We start from the raw sequence: 16,581 nt of genomic DNA on the forward strand, positions 1-16,581 counted from the left end.
GGCCTGGAGGTGTCTAGAATACCCGGGGCGATTCACTCCCTGCTTTGTCGAGCAATTGCCGGGCAATGGCCTGGCCCAGTTCGAAACCTTCCTGGACAGTCACAATGCTCGCGTGCGGTTTGTCACGGGACCATGCCTCCCCGGCAGATCGAGAAGCAAAAAAGTGGACATCGCAACAGAAGGCACTGCGAATGTCGCCCTCCGTGGCCACGGACACCAGCGAGAGGACCGCGTCCTCTGGCTGAAGCGAAAGTACCTCCTGCGGTATCACCGTCAAGGTGACCGGCTTGTGGGTGTGGGGACAATGCGACCGAACCCGTGCGGGTTCGCCAATGACACTCGGAAACATCAAGGCGTCGAGTGCACACCAGGTGTAGAGCGGCTGATCGTTTATCACAAACGCATGCGGCGTTTCACGCAGGGTGACGCCGTAGCCGACCAGCCGTCCCTGACCGTCATACTCGACGGTTCCACAAGGCAGCTGTTCCAGCACCTGCACCACCTGGTCCGTCGTCCAGTTGAGCGACGCCGCAAGCCGCTCAAGAGTGACCGGACGACCCTGGGCCAGCTCACGCAATAGCGCCACATGAAGCGTGGCCTCCGCTTCTCCGGTCAGGCCCAGCCGATTCACGATTTCACGCCTATCATTCACGGGGCCTTGCCTTATCCCGCACAGCAGGATAATTGTTTGACATCCTTGGTGAACGTCTGAGCGCACAGCTTCAGGCCTTCCACCATCGTCAGGTACGGGAACAGCTCATCGGCAATCTCGTTGACGGTCATGCCCGCACGTAGCGCCATCACGGCGGTCTGGATCAGTTCGCCGGCCTCACCTGCCACGGACTGCACGCCCAGTAACCGTCCGCTTTCCCGTTCCGCGACCAGTTTGATGAAGCCTCCGGTATCAAAGTTGACCAGGGCCCGCGGCACGTTGTCGAGGGTCAGAGTGCGGCTGTCGGTGACGTAGCCTCTTGCCTCGGCGTCGGCTTCGGCTTCGGATAGCCCGACAGTTGCAATCTGCGGATCGGTAAAGACCACCTCAGGCATGGCGCTGAGATCCAGCCGTGCATTGCCACCGGTCATATTGACCGCTGCCCGACTGCCGCCCGCGGCGGCGACATAAACGAACTGCGGCTGGTCGGTGCAGTCCCCAGCCGCATAGATGTCGGGCACGGTGGTACGCAGACAGTCATCGACTAAAATTGACCCGCGGGCAGTCTCGACGCCAATGGCCTCCAGGTTCAGCCGGTCTGTATTCGGTGTACGCCCCACGGCTACCAGCAGCCGATCAGCTCTTAGTTCCCCGGCGTTCGTGTCGAGCACGAACTCCTCGTTGGCATAACGGATCTGGCTCGCCTGGGTGTCGTTCAGAACCTTGATACCCTCGGCTTTGAACGCGGTTTCGATGGCCTCGCCTACGGCCGGGTCCTCCCGAGACAACAGCCGGCTGCGCGCCAGAATGGTCACTTCGCTGCCCAGCCGGGCAAACGCCTGGGCCAGCTCCACTGCCACGACGGACGCACCGATGACAACCAGTCGATCCGGAATGGTGTCGCTGGCCAGTGCCGTGGTGGAGGTCCAGTAAGGCGTATCGGACAGGCCCGGAACTGGGGGAATGGTTGGTCGCGCACCAGTACCAATGAACGCTCTGTCAAAGTGTACCTCGCTTTCCGTCCCGTCGGCTCCAGTCACTGTCAGCGTATTGGCGTCGGTAAAACCGCCCTCACCCCGCAGGACAGTGATCGCCGGATTGTCGTCGAGAATTCCCTCATACTTGGCGTGACGAAGCTCATCGACCCTGGCTTGTTGCTGGGCCAACAACCGGGGCCGGTCAATTGACGGTTCGGCCGCTGCAATGCCCTCGTCGAACGGAGTGGTTCGGCGCACGTGGGCAATGTTAGCGGCGCGGATCATGATCTTCGAGGGCACGCAGCCGATATTGACACAGGTGCCCCCGATGGTGCCTTGTTCAATGAGGGTGACACGCCCCCCCCGCTCGACACTTTTCAACGCCGCTGCCATGGCAGACCCGCCACTGCCGATGACGGCAATATGCAGACCTTGTTCGCTGCCTCGGTCACTACTGGCTCGCTCTGTGGCCTGCGTCAGCTCGGCGCCGTAGCCTTTGGCACGGATCGTCTCGAGCAGACGCTCGGTACCCACCTCGCCCGGGCGCGTTATCACCGCGCGGCTCTGGTCATAGGACACATCAGTCTCGACACCGGGTAGCGCATTGAGCGCTGCCTGGATCGAGCCGGCGCAACTCGTGCAAGTCATGCCGGTAATCGTAATCGTGGTTCGCATCACTTTTCCTCAGGAATCGTCATTGCAGCCGCCGCTGCGGCTCGTATTACGGCGGTACAGGGCATAGATGGTGAGCCCGATGAAGATTGCCAGCGCTGGAAAAAGCACATAGTCGAGATATCCCAACCAAGCCGACAATCCCACCGTCGCGAATAACACCACCAGCACGGGCGTGAAGCAGCACAACGCTACCAGCACCGTGCCCACAACCCCAGTCGTGAGAAGACTGGGCTTCTTCATTGCGCTTGCTCTTCAGCTTTCTCAGTGGCCAGGCGCGACGGATAGCCCGCATTGGTGGTGGCGGCGATCAGATCCGCCACACTTGTTTCGGTATCCTCGAAGGTCACCGTGGCGGACTTGCCCTCGAAGGAAGCCGTTACCTCTTTTACGCCTGGCACCTGGCCAAGCGATTTCTTGACAGTGTAGGGGCAGGTCGAACAGGTCATGTTGTCAACCGCCAGGGTAACGGTTTGCTGAGCGGCGGAGGTCGTGCCGATACTCGCCACGGACAAGACAAGCGTGCCAACCAAGGTACGAATTTTCATGGTGAAAGACTCCAGAAGTTAGAAAGTTGTTTAGCCAAGGAAAAGCGGGGCGATGTAGGGCCAGGCGAGCACCACCACGACGAGCAGTGTCGCGCTCCACAACGCGATCTTGATCACGCGCTCGGCCAGCGGCGTGCCGCAGTAGCCATCTGTGCTGCAGGCATCAGTACGGCAGGCGTCCATGGGCTTGCGGTAAACGTCGTAGAAGCCAACACCGAGCATGCCCAGGGTGAAGAGAAGAAAAACCGGCTGGTAGGGTTCAAGCGCCGTGAGATTGCTCATCCAGGCTCCGCCGATGCCCAGTGAGAGCAACACCACCGGCAGAATGCAGCAGGAGGAAGCGAGTATCGCGCCAATCACACTCCCGCTTGCCAATAGCCCCTTGCGCCCTGATCGGCTCGTCTTGGCTTGCTCACTTCGATCAAGCGTCTGGCCTTTGCTGGCTTCCATCGTGATCCTCTTTGCCATAGAGACATTTGTCTCTACAGTAGCCCCTGTAGCTACTACAGGATCAAGAGGGAATATAGGTCATGTCATTACGCCGAGGGGAGCTAGCCAAGCGGACCGGCTGCAACATCGAGACCATTCGCTACTATGAGCGCATTGGGCTTCTGCCGGATCCGCCCCGAAGTGAAAACGGCTTCCGTAGCTATGAAGAGCGCCACCTCACGCGGCTGACGTTTATCCGTCGAGCGCGCGAACTGGGGTTTACCCTCGAAGAGGTGCAGGATCTTCTAAGATTGGTTGATGGCGGGAATTACACTTGCGCTCAAGTACAGGAACTCGCGCTTAGGCATGCCGATGAAATTCAGCGCAAGATAGATGACCTGCATCGCATGCAACACGCCTTAAAAGAGATGTCGGCCCAGTGCCGCGGAGAGGAAGTCCCCAAATGCCCCATCGTAGAGATCCTTTCTGAGACCTCCTAGCCGAATACCCATTACTGCAGTGTGTTACATCTTTGGCCTCTTCGCATCAGAGCGATTTTAAGTAATCTTTCTGACCGCCGCCTCCTTCTCTTTCATGCTGATCGGCGAAGAACCCAAAAAAAGGCGCCCCGTTTGACCATCACCTCCCCCGACAAGCGCGTCTGGATGCTGGCCTGGCCGATCATCCTGTCGAACATCACGGTGCCGCTGCTCGGCCTGGTGGATACCGCCGTCGTCGGCCATCTGCCCGAATCGCGCTACCTGGCCGGGGTGACCCTGGGTGCGACGCTGTTCAGCTTCCTCTACTGGGGGTTCGGGTTCCTGCGCATGGGCACCACCGGCCTGACCTCCCAGGCCGTGGGACGCGAGGACGACGGCGCGATCCGCAACCTGCTGGGCCAGGCCCTGATAATGGCCACGATCATCGGCATCTTGCTGATCCTGCTTTCGACCCCGCTGATAACGCTGGGGCTATGGCTGCTCGACGGCAGCGAGCAGGCCACCCGTCTCGCCAGGGAATACGCCGGGATCCGCATCCTCTCGGCGCCGGCAGTACTTGCCAATTACGCCATCCTGGGGTGGTTTCTCGGCCAGCAGAACAGCCGCGTGACCCTGCTGATCATGGTGGTGACCAATAGCGTCAATATCGTGCTGGACCTGCTCTTCGTGGTGGGCCTGGGCATGACCAGCGATGGTGTGGCCTGGGCCACGGTGATCGCCGACTACACCGCGCTGGTGCTTGGCCTGGGGCTGGTGGTACGCCAGTTGCGCCTTTTGCAGGGGAATTTCCTGCGCGATCGGCTCGTCAAGCTCGCCGCCTACGGCGAGCTCATCCAGGTCAACGCACACCTGTTCGTGCGCACCCTGGGGCTGCTGTTCGCGATGGCCTTCTTCACCTCCCGGGGGGCCAGTCAGGGCGATGTGATCCTCGCCGCCAACGCCGTGCTCCTGCAGTTCATCATGCTGACCTCCTACGGCCTGGATGGCTTTGCCCATGCCGCCGAGGCACTCATCGGGCGAGCCTTTGGTCGCCGCGCCTGGAACGAGTTTCATGATTTCGTCGGTGCGGCAACACGCTTCTCGCTGCTCACCGCCGGCGGCGCCATGCTGGCCTTTGCCCTGGCGGGCAACCTGCTGATCGCCCTGCTCACCGACCTGGAACCGGTGCGCGAGACGGCGGCGGAGTATCTGCCCTGGATGATCGCCATGCCGGCCCTGGCGGTGTGGAGCTATCTGCTCGACGGGGTCTTCATCGGCGCCACCGCCACCCGGGAGATGCGCAACAGCATCTTCGTCGGCCTGGCGGTCTATCTGCCGCTGTGGTGGCTGACCCAGCATCTGGGCTCGGGCCTGGGCAATCATGGGCTATGGCTTGCCTTCACGGGCTTCACGCTGGTGCGCTCGCTGACCCTGGGAGGCTACTACCTGCACTATCGTCGCCACTACTGGCATGGCGCGGCGCCGGCTGCCCGCTCGCAACGTTGACCGGCTGCGACCAGAGTGGCACAGGCAGCCAACGTTTTTTACGCTACGTTACCTAAAGCCTGATCGTGATCTGCTGATACAACGCCTAGAACGAACAATCACACGAGAACCGCCATGCTCAAGTTCCTGTCCCGGCCGGCCGTCAGGCTGGTCGAACGCTACCTGCCCGACCCCTATATCTTCGTGTTGCTGCTGACCCTGGTGGCCGCCGCCGCCGCCATCGGCGTGGAACGCCAGACACCCCTGGCGGTGTTGCGCTACTGGGGCGATGGCTTCTGGGACCTGCTGACCTTCTCGATGCAGATGCTGCTGGTGCTGGTCACCGGCTTCATGCTGGCAAGTTCGCCCCCGGTCAAGCGTCAGCTGGCGACACTCGCCACCAAGGCAGGTACGCCGGCCAGGGCCATCGTGCTGGTCACCCTGGTCTCGCTGGCGGCAAGCTGGATCAACTGGGGCTTCGGCCTGGTGGTCGGGGCGCTGTTCGCCAAGGAACTGGCCAAGCAGATTCGTGTCGATTACCGGCTGCTGATCGCCAGCGCCTACTCCGGCTTCATCGTCTGGCATGGCGGCCTGGCCGGCTCGATTCCGCTGGTCATCGCCACCGAGGGGCACTTCGCCGCCGATCGCATCGGCGTCATCTCCACCACCGAGACGATCTTCTCCTGGTTCAACCTGGCCATCGTCCTGGTGCTGTTCGTCGTCGTGCCGCTGGTCAATCGACTGATGCTGCCCGACGAAAACGAGAGCGTCTACGTCGATGCCGACAAGCTCGACGAGGGCCCGCCCCGCCGGCTCAGGGCATCGCGGCCGGCGGAGCATCTCGAGAACAGCGTGACCCTGGCCTGGCTGGTGGGGATCCCGGGTCTGCTGTTCCTGCTCGACCATTTCCTGCTGCGCGGCGGCGGCCTCAACCTCAACGTGGTCAACTTCTCCTTCCTGTTCCTCGCCATCGTGCTGCACCGAACGCCCCGCCACCTGCTCGACAGCCTCTACGAGGCGGTGAAGGGCGGCGCGGGTATCGTCATCCAGTTTCCCTTCTATGCCGGCATCATGGCGATCATGGTGCAGTCCGGGCTAGCCGAGACGCTCTCGAAAGGCTTCGTTTCCATCGCCACCGCCGATACGCTACCCTTCTGGTCGTTCATCAGCGCCGGGGTGGTCAATCTCTTCGTACCCTCCGGGGGCGGCCAGTGGGCCGTCCAGGCACCGGTGATGCTGCCCGCGGCAGAGGCGCTGGGCGCTAGCGTACCGCGCATCGCCATGGCCGTGGCCTGGGGCGACGCCTGGACCAACCTGCTGCAACCCTTCTGGGCATTGCCGGTGCTCGCCATCGCGGGGCTGAAGGCCAAGGACATCATGGGCTTCTGCCTGATCCAACTGTTCGTCACCGGGGCGATCATCAGCCTAGGACTCACCTTTCTCTGAGGGAACATGAGCATGATAGCCGACGCCCTGCCCGGCCAGCACGAATTGACCATGACCGTGCTGATGACCCCCGACATGGCCAACTTCAGCGGCAAGGTGCACGGTGGCGCCATCCTCAAGAAGCTCGACGAGGTCGCCTATGCCTGCGCCAGCCGCTACTCGGGCAGCTACGTGGTGACCCTCTCCGTGGACCAGGTGCTGTTCAAGCAACCGATCAACGTCGGCGAGCTGGTGACGTTTCTGGCCTCGGTCAATCACGTCGGCACCTCCTCGATGGAGATCGGCGTCAAGGTGATCGCCGAGTCGATCCAGGAGAAAGTCATCCGCCATACCAACAGCTGCTACCTGACCATGGTCGCGGTGGACAAGGCGGGGCGCCCGGCACGGGTCCCGCCCTTGCGGCTCGAGACACCGCTGCAGAAGCTGCGTTTCGACAAGGCGGCCATGCGCAAGAAGCTACGCAAGCAGGCGGAAGAGGAAGAGCGGCTGACCAACGAACATCACTACGGTGAACAGCCCGCCGGCTGATACGCCATAAGCACAGGGAGGTGCCATGACAGCGGCGACGACGCAGGACACGCGCTCGAACCGGGAGCGGCTGCATCTGGTCTGGGACGTGCTGATCATGGTGCTGGTGGTCATCAACCTGGCGCTGCTGCTGTTCGACAGCCTGTTCCTGATCGGCCCGCTGAATACCGGCTTCGAGGCGATCGCGCCGGGGCTGCACCAGGCCTACGACGAGACGATCCACGCCAACTTCTTCACCATCGACCTGGTCTTCGTCAGCATCTTCATTCTCGACGTGCTGCTCGGCTGGGCAGTGGCGATCGTCGAACGCCGCTATCATCGCTGGTTCTTCTACCCCTTCATGCACTGGTACGACGTGCTGGGGTGCATTCCCCTGGCAGGGCTGCGCTGGCTACGCGCCTTGCGGATATTCTCGCTGCTGTTTCGCCTGCAGAAGCTGGGCATGATCGACGTGCGCCGGTGGTCGCTGTATGCCGGATTCGCGAAGTACTACGACATCCTGCTCGAGGAGCTCTCCGATCGGGTGACGATTCGCCTCATCGGCAGCATGCAGGACGAGATACGCCACAGCGATGCCCTCTCCAGCCGTCTTTCGCAGGAGGTACTGAAGCCGCGCAAGCATCAGCTGGTGGCGGAGATCGCCCAGCGCCTGGAAGAGGCGCTGGGTAGCAGCTACGCGAACAATCGCGCGCTGATCGTCCGCTACATCAGTGCCCTGGTCGGGCGCACCATGCACGAAAACCCGGAGATCCGGCGGCTGCGTCGCCTGCCCTTCGGCGAGCAGCTCACCGATGCGCTGGATCACACCGTCACCGGCGTCGCCAGCCAGCTGGTTCACGAGGCGGTGACCGGGCTCAATTCGCCGGAGTTCCGGGAACTGCTGGAACGCCTGGCCGAAAGCGGTTTCGACGTACTTCTCGAACCGGATCAGCGCAGCGACCGCATCACCGAGCAGGTACTGATCGACAGCCTGGAACTGATCAAGGAGCAGGTGGCCACCAAGCAGTGGCAGGCCAAGTATGAGTGACGATCAGCCGTGCATGTCGAGCAGCGTATAGGGCGCCTCGCAGGCATGACGCTCGTCGCGCTCGTCGATGGACCCCAGCCCCATGTGGCGGTCGTTGTCGTAGGCGACGAACAGCCGTGTCTCGTCGAGCACCGCCAGGCCTTCGGCCTTGTGCTCGAACTCGAACAGTTTTCCAGAGGCCTCGGTGACCGGCTCGGGAGGCTTGCCGGCTGCAAAGTCGTCCAGCGAAACGATCCATAGATAGCCGCCGATGTGCTCGACGCCGTCGACCTCGTTCTCGAAGCTGGTCAGTAGATAGAGCCGGTCGTTGAACGGGTCGTACTCCAGGCTAGACAGCCCGCAGACGTAGCGCACCCCGTCGTACTGACCAGGATCGAACTGATAGAGACTGCGCAGCTTATCGACGAATTCCAGATTGCCCTTGTCGTTGATCCGGTAATGCGCCCCCACCACCCGGCAGACGTAGTCGAAGTCGTCGTGGGCGTCGCCCTGCTCGCGCACCCCGAACAGCAGCAGCCCATCGCCCCGCTCGCCGGGAATCGCCGCCAGCCCCTCGATCTTGTAGTAGGGCGTGCCGATGGCCGCGCCCAGCTTGGTGCGCAGCTCAAGCGAGCCCTCGACGCCGTCGCGCGGGTCGGGATCGACGGTCTGTACCCTGTTCGGCTCTCCCAGGGGCCAGATCAGCAGATGATTGTAGTCATTGAGGGCGTGACTCTCGTCATCGATACGATCGAAGCCGGTGGTCGCGAGCACATGGCGGCCGTCTGCCGTGAGGGCAAAATCCTCGTACTTGGTGGCCCGCTTGATGGTCTCGGTGGTGAAGTATTGCAGTGAGTTCTCATCCGGCACGCCCTGATGATCGATGTCCACGGCGAACACCGCCGAGCGCTCGTCACCGGGAATCGGCTTGTCGCTGGCCAGGATCAGGCGGCGGCCATCGTAGACCGCCGCCGACACCTCGACGTTGGCCAACCTGTCGCGTTCATCGCGCAGCCCGGCGGGAAAACAATGGAGGGTGCCGTGGGAAAAAACGGTCGCGCGGGTCATGAGGGCCTCTTGTGCGAGCGGGTTCTTCCTATACTTGGAGATACGAGGGGCCGAATGCAAGGAAGCGAAGCAGAATCGAGCGACATGATCCAAGTTATACTTTGGCTGGAAAATCGATACTCCCTTATATATATTGAGATTTTTCTTCCTTGCCCTACGCCGCCTCGCGGAGGCTTCCCTCATGAACAAGTCGACCGGGGCCACGGAGGTCACCATACTGTTCGCGCGCCAGCCCATCTATGATCGGCAGCACAGGCTTGCCGGCTGCGAGCTGCTGTTTCGCCCCTGCCCGAGGGCCGAGGCGCTGACCGAACCCTTCGATGGCGATCTCGCCACTCGTCAGGTGATCCTCAATGCCTTCCGGGAAACCGACATTCGCAAGGTATGCGAGAACACCCCGGCCTACATCAACTTCACGGCGAATGCCCTGCGGGGCGAGATTCCCTTCGACCCGGGCGACATCGTCATCGAGATCCTCGAAACCGTGGAAGCCACCGATGAGGTCGTCGCCGCCATCGAGCACTACAGACAACGCCGTTACGCCATCGCCCTGGACGATTATCGCCTGACGGATGCCGGCCATCCACTGCTGCCCTTCGCCGATATCGTCAAGCTCGACTACCCGCATTACGGCGATGACGAACTGCCCGCCCTGGTGACGCAGCTACGGCATCGCTACCCGTATCTGAAGATCCTGGCCGAGAAGATCGAGACCCTGGAGGATTTTCTATATTGCCGAGAGGCGGGCTGCGATCTCTTCCAGGGGTACTACCTGGCCCGGCCTTCCCGGGTGGAACGCGAGCGACTGTCCGAGAAGCATTTCGAGATTCTGCAGCTGCTCGCCGAGCTCAATCGCGTCGATGCCAGCCAGGACGAACTGGCCGAGACCATCGGCAGCGACGACTTCCTCGAGGAGCAACTGCTGGGGATCGTCAACAGCACCCACTTCGACTGCCGTGAAAAGATCACCTCGGTAGCGATGGCCATCGACGCCTTGGGCCAGCGTCGCATCCGCAACCTGGCCAGCATGCTGGCGCTGGCCAAACTGGATGACAAGCCTTGTTCACTGCAAAAACTCGCCCTGGATCGGGGCGAGTTGTGCCAGGGGCTCGCCGACAACCTTGCCGAGACACCCATCTCGGGATTCACCGTGGGCCTGTTTTCCATCCTGGATGCCTTCTTCCAGCGCTCTCTCGACGAGATCTTCGACAGTCTTCCTCTTCCGCGCGTGCTCAAGGAGGCCGTCCTCGAGCATCGCGGCCCCATGGGGCTGATACTGGCCACGACACTGCACCTCGAGCAGGGCGAACTCGAGGATCTCGACTGGGCGGCCCTTGCCGAACAGGGCCTGACCCCGGAACAGGTCAGTCATGCCCAGCAGCAGGCCATCGAGAACAGCGACATGTTTTTCTGAGCGATCATAAGCTAACAATAATTAAGCACCATTCCTTAAAGCATCCGATGGGGAAGTCGATAACATTGGTTAGCCACCTACAACTAGACCATCGGGCCTCTATACATGCATGCACTGAACGAGTCCGCGAACATGACCGTGCTGTTCGCGCGCCAGCCCATCTACGATCGTGAACTCCTGCAGGCCGGGTGCGAGCTGCTGTTTCGCCCCTGCGCCGGGGTCGACGCCCTCGTCGAGCCCTTCGATGGCGACCTGGCCACCCAGCAGGTCATGCTCAGCGCCTTCACGGAGAGCAACATCCGCGAAGTGTGCGAAAACACACCGGCCTTCATCAACTTCACCGCCAACACCCTGAAGGCGGAAATTCCCTTCAGCGCCAGCGAGATGGTCATCGAGATCCTCGAGACCGTGGAGATCGACGAGGAGATCATGGCAGCCATCAGGCGCTGCCGGGAGCAGGGCTACTCGGTGGCCCTGGACGACTACCGCCTGAAGAACGCCGACCATCCGCTGCTGCCCCTTGCCGATATCGTCAAGCTCGATTACCCGCATTACTCCGCCGACGAGATGCTCCAGGTCGTGACGCTGCTCAAGCGCAGGCATCCTCATCTGACGATCCTTGCCGAGAAGGTCGAGACCTACGAGGAGTTCCTGAATTGCCATCAGGCCGGGTGCGACCTCTTCCAGGGCTATTTCCTGGCGCGCCCCGCCCCGGTGGAGGGGCTGCGCATCCCGCACAACCGCCTGGCGATATTGAGACTGCTGGCCGAACTCAATCGTGACGACGCCAGCCTCCGCGAATTGACCGACGCCATACGTCAGGACCCCTTCATGAGCGTGCGCCTGATGAAGATGGTCAACAGCGCCTACTACCATCGCACCGAGGACATCACCTCGGTGCAGATGGCGGTGACCTTGCTGGGACAGCGGCGCATACGCAACCTGGCCAGCATGCTGGCGCTCTCCAAGCTCGACGACAAGCCTCATGCACTGCAGAAACTGGCGCTCGCCCGCGGCTATCTATGCGAGGAGCTGGCAACCAACCTCGTGAGCAGTTCCGCCTCCGGCTTCACCGTCGGCCTGTTTTCCTGTCTCGACGCCTTCTTCGATCATCCGCTGAAAGCGGTGCTCAAGGAGCTGCCGTTGCACGCCTCGATCAAGCAGGCCATTCTCGAGCATCGTGGCCCCCTCGGCCTGGTTCTGGCGACGGCCCAGCATCTCGAACGCGGCGAGCTGGAAGCCATCGACTGGACGGCACTCGGCGAGCAGGGCTTGACCCCGGAGCTTGTCAGCCACGCCCAGCAGCAGGCCATAGGCCTCGCCAATATGCACCTATGAGACGGGGTCCGACCGGTCTCAGCCGCAGCGCAAGTCGCTGATGCGCCCCTCTTCATCGAGGTAGATGTTCAGGCGCGTCTGGCGGTAGTCGAGCGTGAAGCCTTCCCCGGGCTCGATGACGCGCACCTCGCTCGCGTCGCTCTGGCTCGCGAGCGCCTGATTCAACGCCTCGCTGTGGGTGCGGCCCAGATAGCCCTGAAGGCCGGAAGCGTCGCACCTATCGCTGTTCCCCGGCGCATCCATGGGCGGCGGGCGCGGTGCATCCTCCGGCGCAGGCCCCGTCGCGCAGGCACTCAGCCAGAGCACTGACGCCAATCCAAAGCATATCGTCCTGAGCATGACTCCTGCCTCCCCGACGGATCCAGCATTACCTGAGTTAAGTTCCCAAGTTGCCTCTAAGATGCTGAAAATTGGTGTTTCCTATCAAGGATAGGCTAGTCTGAGTATCTGTCAGGGCAAGGAGAGCCGATTCCGGCAAATGACCTCGGCCCGATATCGCCACGGCGCGTTTCAACCGCATCGCAGATTAGAGGACGGACACTTATGATCAGGTTTGCCAACCTAGTCGGTATTGCCCTGGGAACGGCGCTGACGATGAGCCAGGCAGCGGCGGCCGAGCCGATTCGTGTCGCATCGAAGATCGATACCGAAGGCGCCCTGCTCGGCAACATGATGATTGCACTGCTCGAGAACGCGGACTATCCGGTCGAGAACAAGCTGCAACTGGGCCCGACCAATATCGTGCGCACGGCGCTACTCGAGAACGAGATCGACATGTACCCCGAGTACACCGGCAACGGTGCCTTCTTCACCGGCACGACCGATGACCCTGCCTGGAAGGACCTCGAAAAGGGCTTTGACAAGATTCGCCAGGCGGATCTCGAGGAGAACAATGTGGTGTGGCTGCAACCCGCTCCGGCCAACAACACCTGGGCCATCGCGGTGCGCCAGAATCTGGCCGAGGAGCATGGCCTCGAGACCATGGAGGACTTCGGCGAGTGGATCGGCAACGGGGGCGAGGTCAAGCTGGCCGCTTCCGCGGAATTCGTCGACAGTGAGGCCGCCCTGCCGAGCTTCCAGCAGACCTACGACTTCGAACTGAGCCAGGATCAGCTGCTGGTGCTCTCCGGAGGCAACACCGCCGCGACCATTCGCGCCGCCGCAGAGGGCACCAGCGGTACCAATGCGGCCATGGTCTATGGCACCGACGGCGCCATCCAGCCCGCCGGGCTGCGCGTCATGGACGATACCCAGGGCGTGCAGATGGTCTATGCCCCGGCCGTGGTGGTCCGCCAGCCCGTGCTCGAGGCCAATCCCGAGCTCGAGGAATTGTTCTTGCCGGTCTTCGACTCCTTGGATCGCGAGACGTTGCAGAAACTCAACGGCCGAATCCAGGTCGAGGGGCAGCCCGCCAGGCAGGTCGCCCAGGACTACCTGAAAGAGAACGGCTTCCTGGAATAAGGGCCTGAGCCAGGTGCATTCAACGAAGGTGTCCAAGGGAGAGTCCGAGGGCCTGGTGGCCAACCGGGTCCTGCTGACCCTGCTGGTGGCCGCCCTGATAGGGGCTGCGCTATTGCCGTTTGCGGCCATGGCGCCCAATCGGCTTGTCTCGGGCCAGTCGGTGGGCCTGGTCAGCGCCCTCCTGGCCTGGCAGTGGGGAACGCTGGGCCTGCTGGCCGTGCTGCTGGGGCTCTGTGCACTTTCCCGGCCCTTCTCCTTGCCGGCGGCCTATCGCCTGGTGCTGGTGGCCGCGCCGCTATGGCTGCTGCTGGTGCTTTACGGGCTTGGGAGCTACGCCGATCGCGCCCTGGAGGATGCCTCTTCCGCGGCCCGGATCTCTCAGGGGGCGGCCTTCTGGATTGTCGCCTTCTGCCCGGTCCTGATGATCGTCGATGCCTTCCAGCGCCTGCACACCAACCTCGCACTGCGCAGCCTCTATGCCGCCTTGCTCGCGGGCAGCGTCGCGGCCATGTTCGCCCTGGACGTGTTCGATGGGTTGGCGATCCTGCGCGAATATGCCAACAACCGCGAGCTGTTCGCGGCGGAGTTCGCCACGCATCTGCGGCTGGTGGCCTCGGCGCTCGGGCCAGCCCTGGCGATCGGCCTGCCGCTGGGGCTGCTCGCCCACCGTCGCAGCGGCGCCCGCGGCCCGCTGTTCGGGCTGCTCAACTTCTTCCAGACGATTCCGTCGATTGCCCTGTTCGCCCTGCTGGTCGCCCCTCTGGCGGCACTCAGCGAGGCGCTTCCGTTCCTGCGCGCCCTGGGGGTGAAGGGCATCGGCGCGACTCCCGCGATCATCGCCCTGATCATGTATGCCCTGCTGCCTATCGTGCGCAACACCTATGCCGGGTTTGCCGGTGTCGCCGCCACCACCCTGGAGGCGGCGCGCGGCATGGGCATGACATCGCGCCAGATCCTCTGGCGAGTGGAGATTCCGCTGGCCTTGCCGGTGATCCTCTCTGGGCTGCGCATCGTCACCGTGCAGGCCATCGGCCTGACCGTGGTGGCGGCCCTGATCGGCGCCGGCGGGCTGGGATCGTTCATCTTCCAGGGGCTGGGGCAGTACGCCATCGATCTGGTGCTGCTCGGCGCGGTCCCGACCATCGCCCTGGCCGTGGTGGCCGACTTCCTGTTGCAGATTCTGGTCGCGATCAGCAAACCCGCGGGGGCCCGATGATTGAACTACAAGGATTGACCAAGACCTACGCCGGCAAGGACGTGGTCGAGGAGGTGTCGCTACGGGTCGAGAGCGGCGAGTTCGGGGTGCTGATCGGCCCTTCGGGCTGCGGCAAGTCGACGACCCTGCGCATGATCAACCGACTGATTCCCATCACTCGCGGTCGCATCCTGCTGGGCGACGAGGACGTCACCGAGCTGCCCCCGGAACAGCTGCGCCGTCGCATCGGTTATGCCATCCAGTCGACGGGGCTGTTCCCGCACTGGACGGTGGCGGAAAACATCGCCGTGGTGCCCGGCCTGCTCAAATGGCCGAAGCAGCGCATCGACGCGCGTATCGACGAACTACTCAACCTGTTCCATCTCGATGCCGGTGAATTTCGCCACAAGTACCCGCATCAGCTCTCGGGGGGCCAGGCCCAGCGCGTCGGGGTCGCCCGGGCGCTGGCGGCGGACCCGGAAGCCCTGTTGATGGATGAACCCTTCGGGGCGGTCGATCCGTTGACCCGGGACGTGCTGCAGAACGAGATGCTCCGTGTCCACCGGCAGACCGGCAAGACCATCGTCTTCGTCACCCACGACATGGACGAAGCCCTCAAGCTGGCCTCGCGCATCGCCATCCTCAATGCCGGACGACTGGTGCAGTACGACCGCCCCATCGAGCTGCTGACCCAGCCCGCCGATGAGTTCGTGCGCAACTTCATCGGCAAGGCGGATCTCGGGCTCAAGCTGCTGTCGCGCCGCTGGGTGTACCAGTATCAGCAGTCCGCCGAGATTCTAGAGCAACCCTCGTCCTTCCATCACGATCGTTCCTCGGTGACCCATGGCTGGGAGATCGACGACCAGGGGCGTCCGCTCTGCCTGCACGGCGGGCGTTTGTATGCCGAGGAGAGCGAACAGCGCACCCGGGTGACCCACGAGTGGAGCGCGACCCCGGACATGACCATGAAGGAAGCCCTGTCGCGCATGGTCTGGTTCCGCGTCATGGTGTTGCCGGTGCTGGACGAGCAGGAACGCTTGATCGGCGAGGTCGCCATGCAGGGCGTCATGGGGCGCGAGCCATGAGGGCAGTGACGCTGCGCGCGCCGACCCAGGGGCGTACCTGGCTGCTGGTCGGGCTCAGCGTCCTGCTGGTCGTGTTGGTGCTGTTCATGGAGGCACTGAAGCCGCTGTTTCAGTTCGCTTTCCCGGATCTCCAGTCGCCGCTCTACGATCGCGAGAGCTTCCTGCAACTGACCCTGGACCATCTTTTGCTGGTGCTGGTCTCCTCGGTCATCTCGGTGAGCGTCGGGGTGGGGGCGGGCCTGTTCGTGACACGCCGTGGCGGACGCGAGTTCGAGCCGCTGGTCTCCTCCCTGGCGGCCATCGGCCAGACCTTCCCGCCCGCCGCGGTGCTGGCCATCGTCGTGCCCCTGGCGGGCTTCGGCTTTGTGCCCACCATCGTCGCACTGACGCTCTACGGCCTGCTGCCGGTCGTCCAGAACACCATCGCGGGGCTGGGGACCGTGCCGGCCACCACCTTGGAGGCGGCGCGCGGCACCGGCATGAGCCGGGCGCAGATCCTGCTGCGCGTCGAGCTGCCGCTGGCCATGCGGGTGATCATTGCCGGGGTACGGGTGTCGGTGATCATCAACATCGGTACCGCCACCATCGGCTCGACGGTGGGCGCCCAGAGTCTCGGCACGCCGATCATCGCCGGGCTGGTGGGCAACAATATCGCCTACGTGATACAGGGAGCGGTGCTGGTGGGGTTGCTGGCGATCGTGACCGACCTGTTCTTCGAACGCCTGGAGCGACGTTTCAGCTTCGGAGGGTGAAAGAGTAGATCAATGCCGCCCGGTGCTGCCGGGCGGCGTCTCATGT

Annotated in this window: 18 protein-coding genes; 11 read left to right on the forward strand and 7 right to left on the reverse strand. The window is 62.9% G+C overall.

Going from position 1 to position 16,581, the window contains the following annotated elements; translation table 11 throughout:
- Nucleotides 1-13 precede the first annotated feature (13 nt).
- Genes merB through BUA41_RS12365 form a run of 5 tightly spaced genes read right to left on the reverse strand, consistent with a single transcriptional unit; the run spans nt 14 to nt 3,299 of the window.
- Nucleotides 14-652, reverse strand: coding sequence for an organomercurial lyase MerB (merB, locus tag BUA41_RS12345; protein ID WP_072823275.1), 639 nt, complete (start codon nt 650-652; stop codon nt 14-16).
- An 11-nt stretch (nt 653-663) separates the two neighbouring features.
- Nucleotides 664-2,304, reverse strand: coding sequence for a mercury(II) reductase (gene merA, locus BUA41_RS12350; protein ID WP_072823277.1), 1,641 nt, complete (start codon nt 2,302-2,304; stop codon nt 664-666).
- A gap of 9 nt (nt 2,305-2,313) precedes the next feature.
- Nucleotides 2,314-2,544, reverse strand: a complete 231-nt coding sequence (gene merF / locus BUA41_RS12355) for a mercury resistance system transport protein MerF (RefSeq protein ID WP_072823279.1) — start codon at nt 2,542-2,544, stop codon at nt 2,314-2,316.
- Nucleotides 2,541-2,849, reverse strand: coding sequence for a mercury resistance system periplasmic binding protein MerP (gene merP / locus BUA41_RS12360; protein ID WP_072823281.1), 309 nt, complete (start codon nt 2,847-2,849; stop codon nt 2,541-2,543). The genes merF and merP overlap by 4 nt, the downstream gene beginning before the upstream one ends.
- Before the next feature lie 30 nt (nt 2,850-2,879).
- Nucleotides 2,880-3,299, reverse strand: a complete 420-nt coding sequence (locus BUA41_RS12365; RefSeq protein ID WP_072823283.1) for a mercuric transporter MerT family protein — start codon at nt 3,297-3,299, stop codon at nt 2,880-2,882.
- 80 nt (nt 3,300-3,379) lie between these two features.
- Between BUA41_RS12365 and BUA41_RS12370 the strand changes: the two genes are divergently transcribed.
- The 5 genes from BUA41_RS12370 to BUA41_RS12390 all read left to right on the forward strand — a co-directional run bounded on the left by BUA41_RS12370 (nt 3,380) and on the right by BUA41_RS12390 (nt 8,243).
- Nucleotides 3,380-3,778 (forward strand): MerR family transcriptional regulator, encoded by a 399-nt coding sequence (locus BUA41_RS12370; RefSeq protein ID WP_072823285.1) that lies wholly within the window; start codon nt 3,380-3,382, stop codon nt 3,776-3,778.
- A gap of 165 nt (nt 3,779-3,943) precedes the next feature.
- Nucleotides 3,944-5,263, forward strand: a complete 1,320-nt coding sequence (locus BUA41_RS12375) for an MATE family efflux transporter (protein ID WP_072823359.1) — start codon at nt 3,944-3,946, stop codon at nt 5,261-5,263.
- Between the two features lie 114 nt (nt 5,264-5,377).
- Nucleotides 5,378-6,688, forward strand: a complete 1,311-nt coding sequence (locus BUA41_RS12380) for a short-chain fatty acid transporter (protein ID WP_072823287.1) — start codon at nt 5,378-5,380, stop codon at nt 6,686-6,688.
- A gap of 12 nt (nt 6,689-6,700) precedes the next feature.
- Nucleotides 6,701-7,216 carry an acyl-CoA thioesterase gene (locus tag BUA41_RS12385; protein WP_072823289.1) on the forward strand — a complete coding sequence of 172 codons (516 nt, stop codon included), beginning with the start codon at nt 6,701-6,703 and terminating at the stop codon, nt 7,214-7,216.
- A 25-nt stretch (nt 7,217-7,241) separates the two neighbouring features.
- Nucleotides 7,242-8,243, forward strand: a complete 1,002-nt coding sequence (locus tag BUA41_RS12390; protein WP_072823292.1) for an ion transporter — start codon at nt 7,242-7,244, stop codon at nt 8,241-8,243.
- A gap of 3 nt (nt 8,244-8,246) precedes the next feature.
- Here BUA41_RS12390 and BUA41_RS12395 read toward each other — a convergent pair whose 3' ends face one another.
- Complete coding sequence (locus tag BUA41_RS12395; RefSeq protein ID WP_072823294.1) at nt 8,247-9,290, reverse strand: hypothetical protein; 1,044 nt, start codon at nt 9,288-9,290, stop codon at nt 8,247-8,249.
- A gap of 181 nt (nt 9,291-9,471) precedes the next feature.
- Here BUA41_RS12395 and BUA41_RS12400 point away from each other — a divergent pair, with 181 nt between their 5' ends.
- Both BUA41_RS12400 and BUA41_RS12405 read left to right on the forward strand, forming a co-directional pair.
- Nucleotides 9,472-10,704: an EAL and HDOD domain-containing protein gene (locus BUA41_RS12400; protein ID WP_072823296.1), complete on the forward strand. Its 1,233-nt coding sequence runs from the start codon at nt 9,472-9,474 to the stop codon at nt 10,702-10,704.
- A gap of 132 nt (nt 10,705-10,836) precedes the next feature.
- The gene (locus BUA41_RS12405) at nt 10,837-12,042 is read left to right on the forward strand and encodes an EAL and HDOD domain-containing protein (RefSeq protein WP_072823298.1); all 1,206 of its coding nucleotides are present in this window, start codon (nt 10,837-10,839) and stop codon (nt 12,040-12,042) included.
- A gap of 18 nt (nt 12,043-12,060) precedes the next feature.
- On the opposite strand, the gene BUA41_RS12410 is transcribed toward BUA41_RS12405, so the two are convergent.
- Complete coding sequence (locus BUA41_RS12410) at nt 12,061-12,381, reverse strand: I78 family peptidase inhibitor (RefSeq protein WP_084671520.1); 321 nt, start codon at nt 12,379-12,381, stop codon at nt 12,061-12,063.
- A gap of 204 nt (nt 12,382-12,585) precedes the next feature.
- Between BUA41_RS12410 and osmF the strand changes: the two genes are divergently transcribed.
- The 4 genes from osmF to BUA41_RS12430 are packed head-to-tail and all read left to right on the forward strand — an operon-like array spanning nt 12,586 to nt 16,535.
- Nucleotides 12,586-13,503 carry a glycine betaine ABC transporter substrate-binding protein OsmF gene (gene osmF, locus BUA41_RS12415; RefSeq protein ID WP_072823302.1) on the forward strand — a complete coding sequence of 306 codons (918 nt, stop codon included), beginning with the start codon at nt 12,586-12,588 and terminating at the stop codon, nt 13,501-13,503.
- A gap of 28 nt (nt 13,504-13,531) precedes the next feature.
- Complete coding sequence (locus BUA41_RS12420; RefSeq protein WP_245791913.1) at nt 13,532-14,719, forward strand: ABC transporter permease; 1,188 nt, start codon at nt 13,532-13,534, stop codon at nt 14,717-14,719.
- Complete coding sequence (locus BUA41_RS12425; protein WP_072823304.1) at nt 14,716-15,783, forward strand: ABC transporter ATP-binding protein; 1,068 nt, start codon at nt 14,716-14,718, stop codon at nt 15,781-15,783. Before BUA41_RS12420 ends, BUA41_RS12425 begins: the two co-directional genes overlap by 4 nt.
- Entirely contained in the window at nt 15,780-16,535 is a 756-nt protein-coding gene (locus BUA41_RS12430) for an ABC transporter permease (protein WP_072823306.1), read from the forward strand. Before BUA41_RS12425 ends, BUA41_RS12430 begins: the two co-directional genes overlap by 4 nt.
- Nucleotides 16,536-16,581: the final 46 nt, after the last annotated feature.

The organism is Modicisalibacter ilicicola DSM 19980, assembly GCF_900128925.1.
Classification (GTDB): Bacteria; Pseudomonadota; Gammaproteobacteria; order Pseudomonadales; family Halomonadaceae; genus Modicisalibacter; species Modicisalibacter ilicicola.

Excerpts from the sequence above, each read along its gene's own strand:
- merA (WP_072823277.1), bottom strand. The coding sequence starts at position 2,304 with ATGCGAACCACGATTACGATTACCGGCATGACTTGCACGAGTTGCGCC.
- merF (WP_072823279.1), bottom strand. The coding sequence starts at position 2,544 with ATGAAGAAGCCCAGTCTTCTCACGACTGGGGTTGTGGGCACGGTGCTG.
- merP (WP_072823281.1), bottom strand. The coding sequence starts at position 2,849 with ATGAAAATTCGTACCTTGGTTGGCACGCTTGTCTTGTCCGTGGCGAGT.
- BUA41_RS12365 (WP_072823283.1), bottom strand. The coding sequence starts at position 3,299 with ATGGAAGCCAGCAAAGGCCAGACGCTTGATCGAAGTGAGCAAGCCAAG.
- BUA41_RS12370 (WP_072823285.1), top strand. The coding sequence starts at position 3,380 with ATGTCATTACGCCGAGGGGAGCTAGCCAAGCGGACCGGCTGCAACATC.
- BUA41_RS12375 (WP_072823359.1), top strand. The coding sequence starts at position 3,944 with ATGCTGGCCTGGCCGATCATCCTGTCGAACATCACGGTGCCGCTGCTC.
- BUA41_RS12380 (WP_072823287.1), top strand. The coding sequence starts at position 5,378 with ATGCTCAAGTTCCTGTCCCGGCCGGCCGTCAGGCTGGTCGAACGCTAC.
- BUA41_RS12385 (WP_072823289.1), top strand. The coding sequence starts at position 6,701 with ATGATAGCCGACGCCCTGCCCGGCCAGCACGAATTGACCATGACCGTG.
- BUA41_RS12390 (WP_072823292.1), top strand. The coding sequence starts at position 7,242 with ATGACAGCGGCGACGACGCAGGACACGCGCTCGAACCGGGAGCGGCTG.
- BUA41_RS12395 (WP_072823294.1), bottom strand. The coding sequence starts at position 9,290 with ATGACCCGCGCGACCGTTTTTTCCCACGGCACCCTCCATTGTTTTCCC.
- BUA41_RS12400 (WP_072823296.1), top strand. The coding sequence starts at position 9,472 with ATGAACAAGTCGACCGGGGCCACGGAGGTCACCATACTGTTCGCGCGC.
- BUA41_RS12405 (WP_072823298.1), top strand. The coding sequence starts at position 10,837 with ATGACCGTGCTGTTCGCGCGCCAGCCCATCTACGATCGTGAACTCCTG.
- BUA41_RS12410 (WP_084671520.1), bottom strand. The coding sequence starts at position 12,381 with ATGCTCAGGACGATATGCTTTGGATTGGCGTCAGTGCTCTGGCTGAGT.
- osmF (WP_072823302.1), top strand. The coding sequence starts at position 12,586 with ATGATCAGGTTTGCCAACCTAGTCGGTATTGCCCTGGGAACGGCGCTG.
- BUA41_RS12425 (WP_072823304.1), top strand. The coding sequence starts at position 14,716 with ATGATTGAACTACAAGGATTGACCAAGACCTACGCCGGCAAGGACGTG.
- BUA41_RS12430 (WP_072823306.1), top strand. The coding sequence starts at position 15,780 with ATGAGGGCAGTGACGCTGCGCGCGCCGACCCAGGGGCGTACCTGGCTG.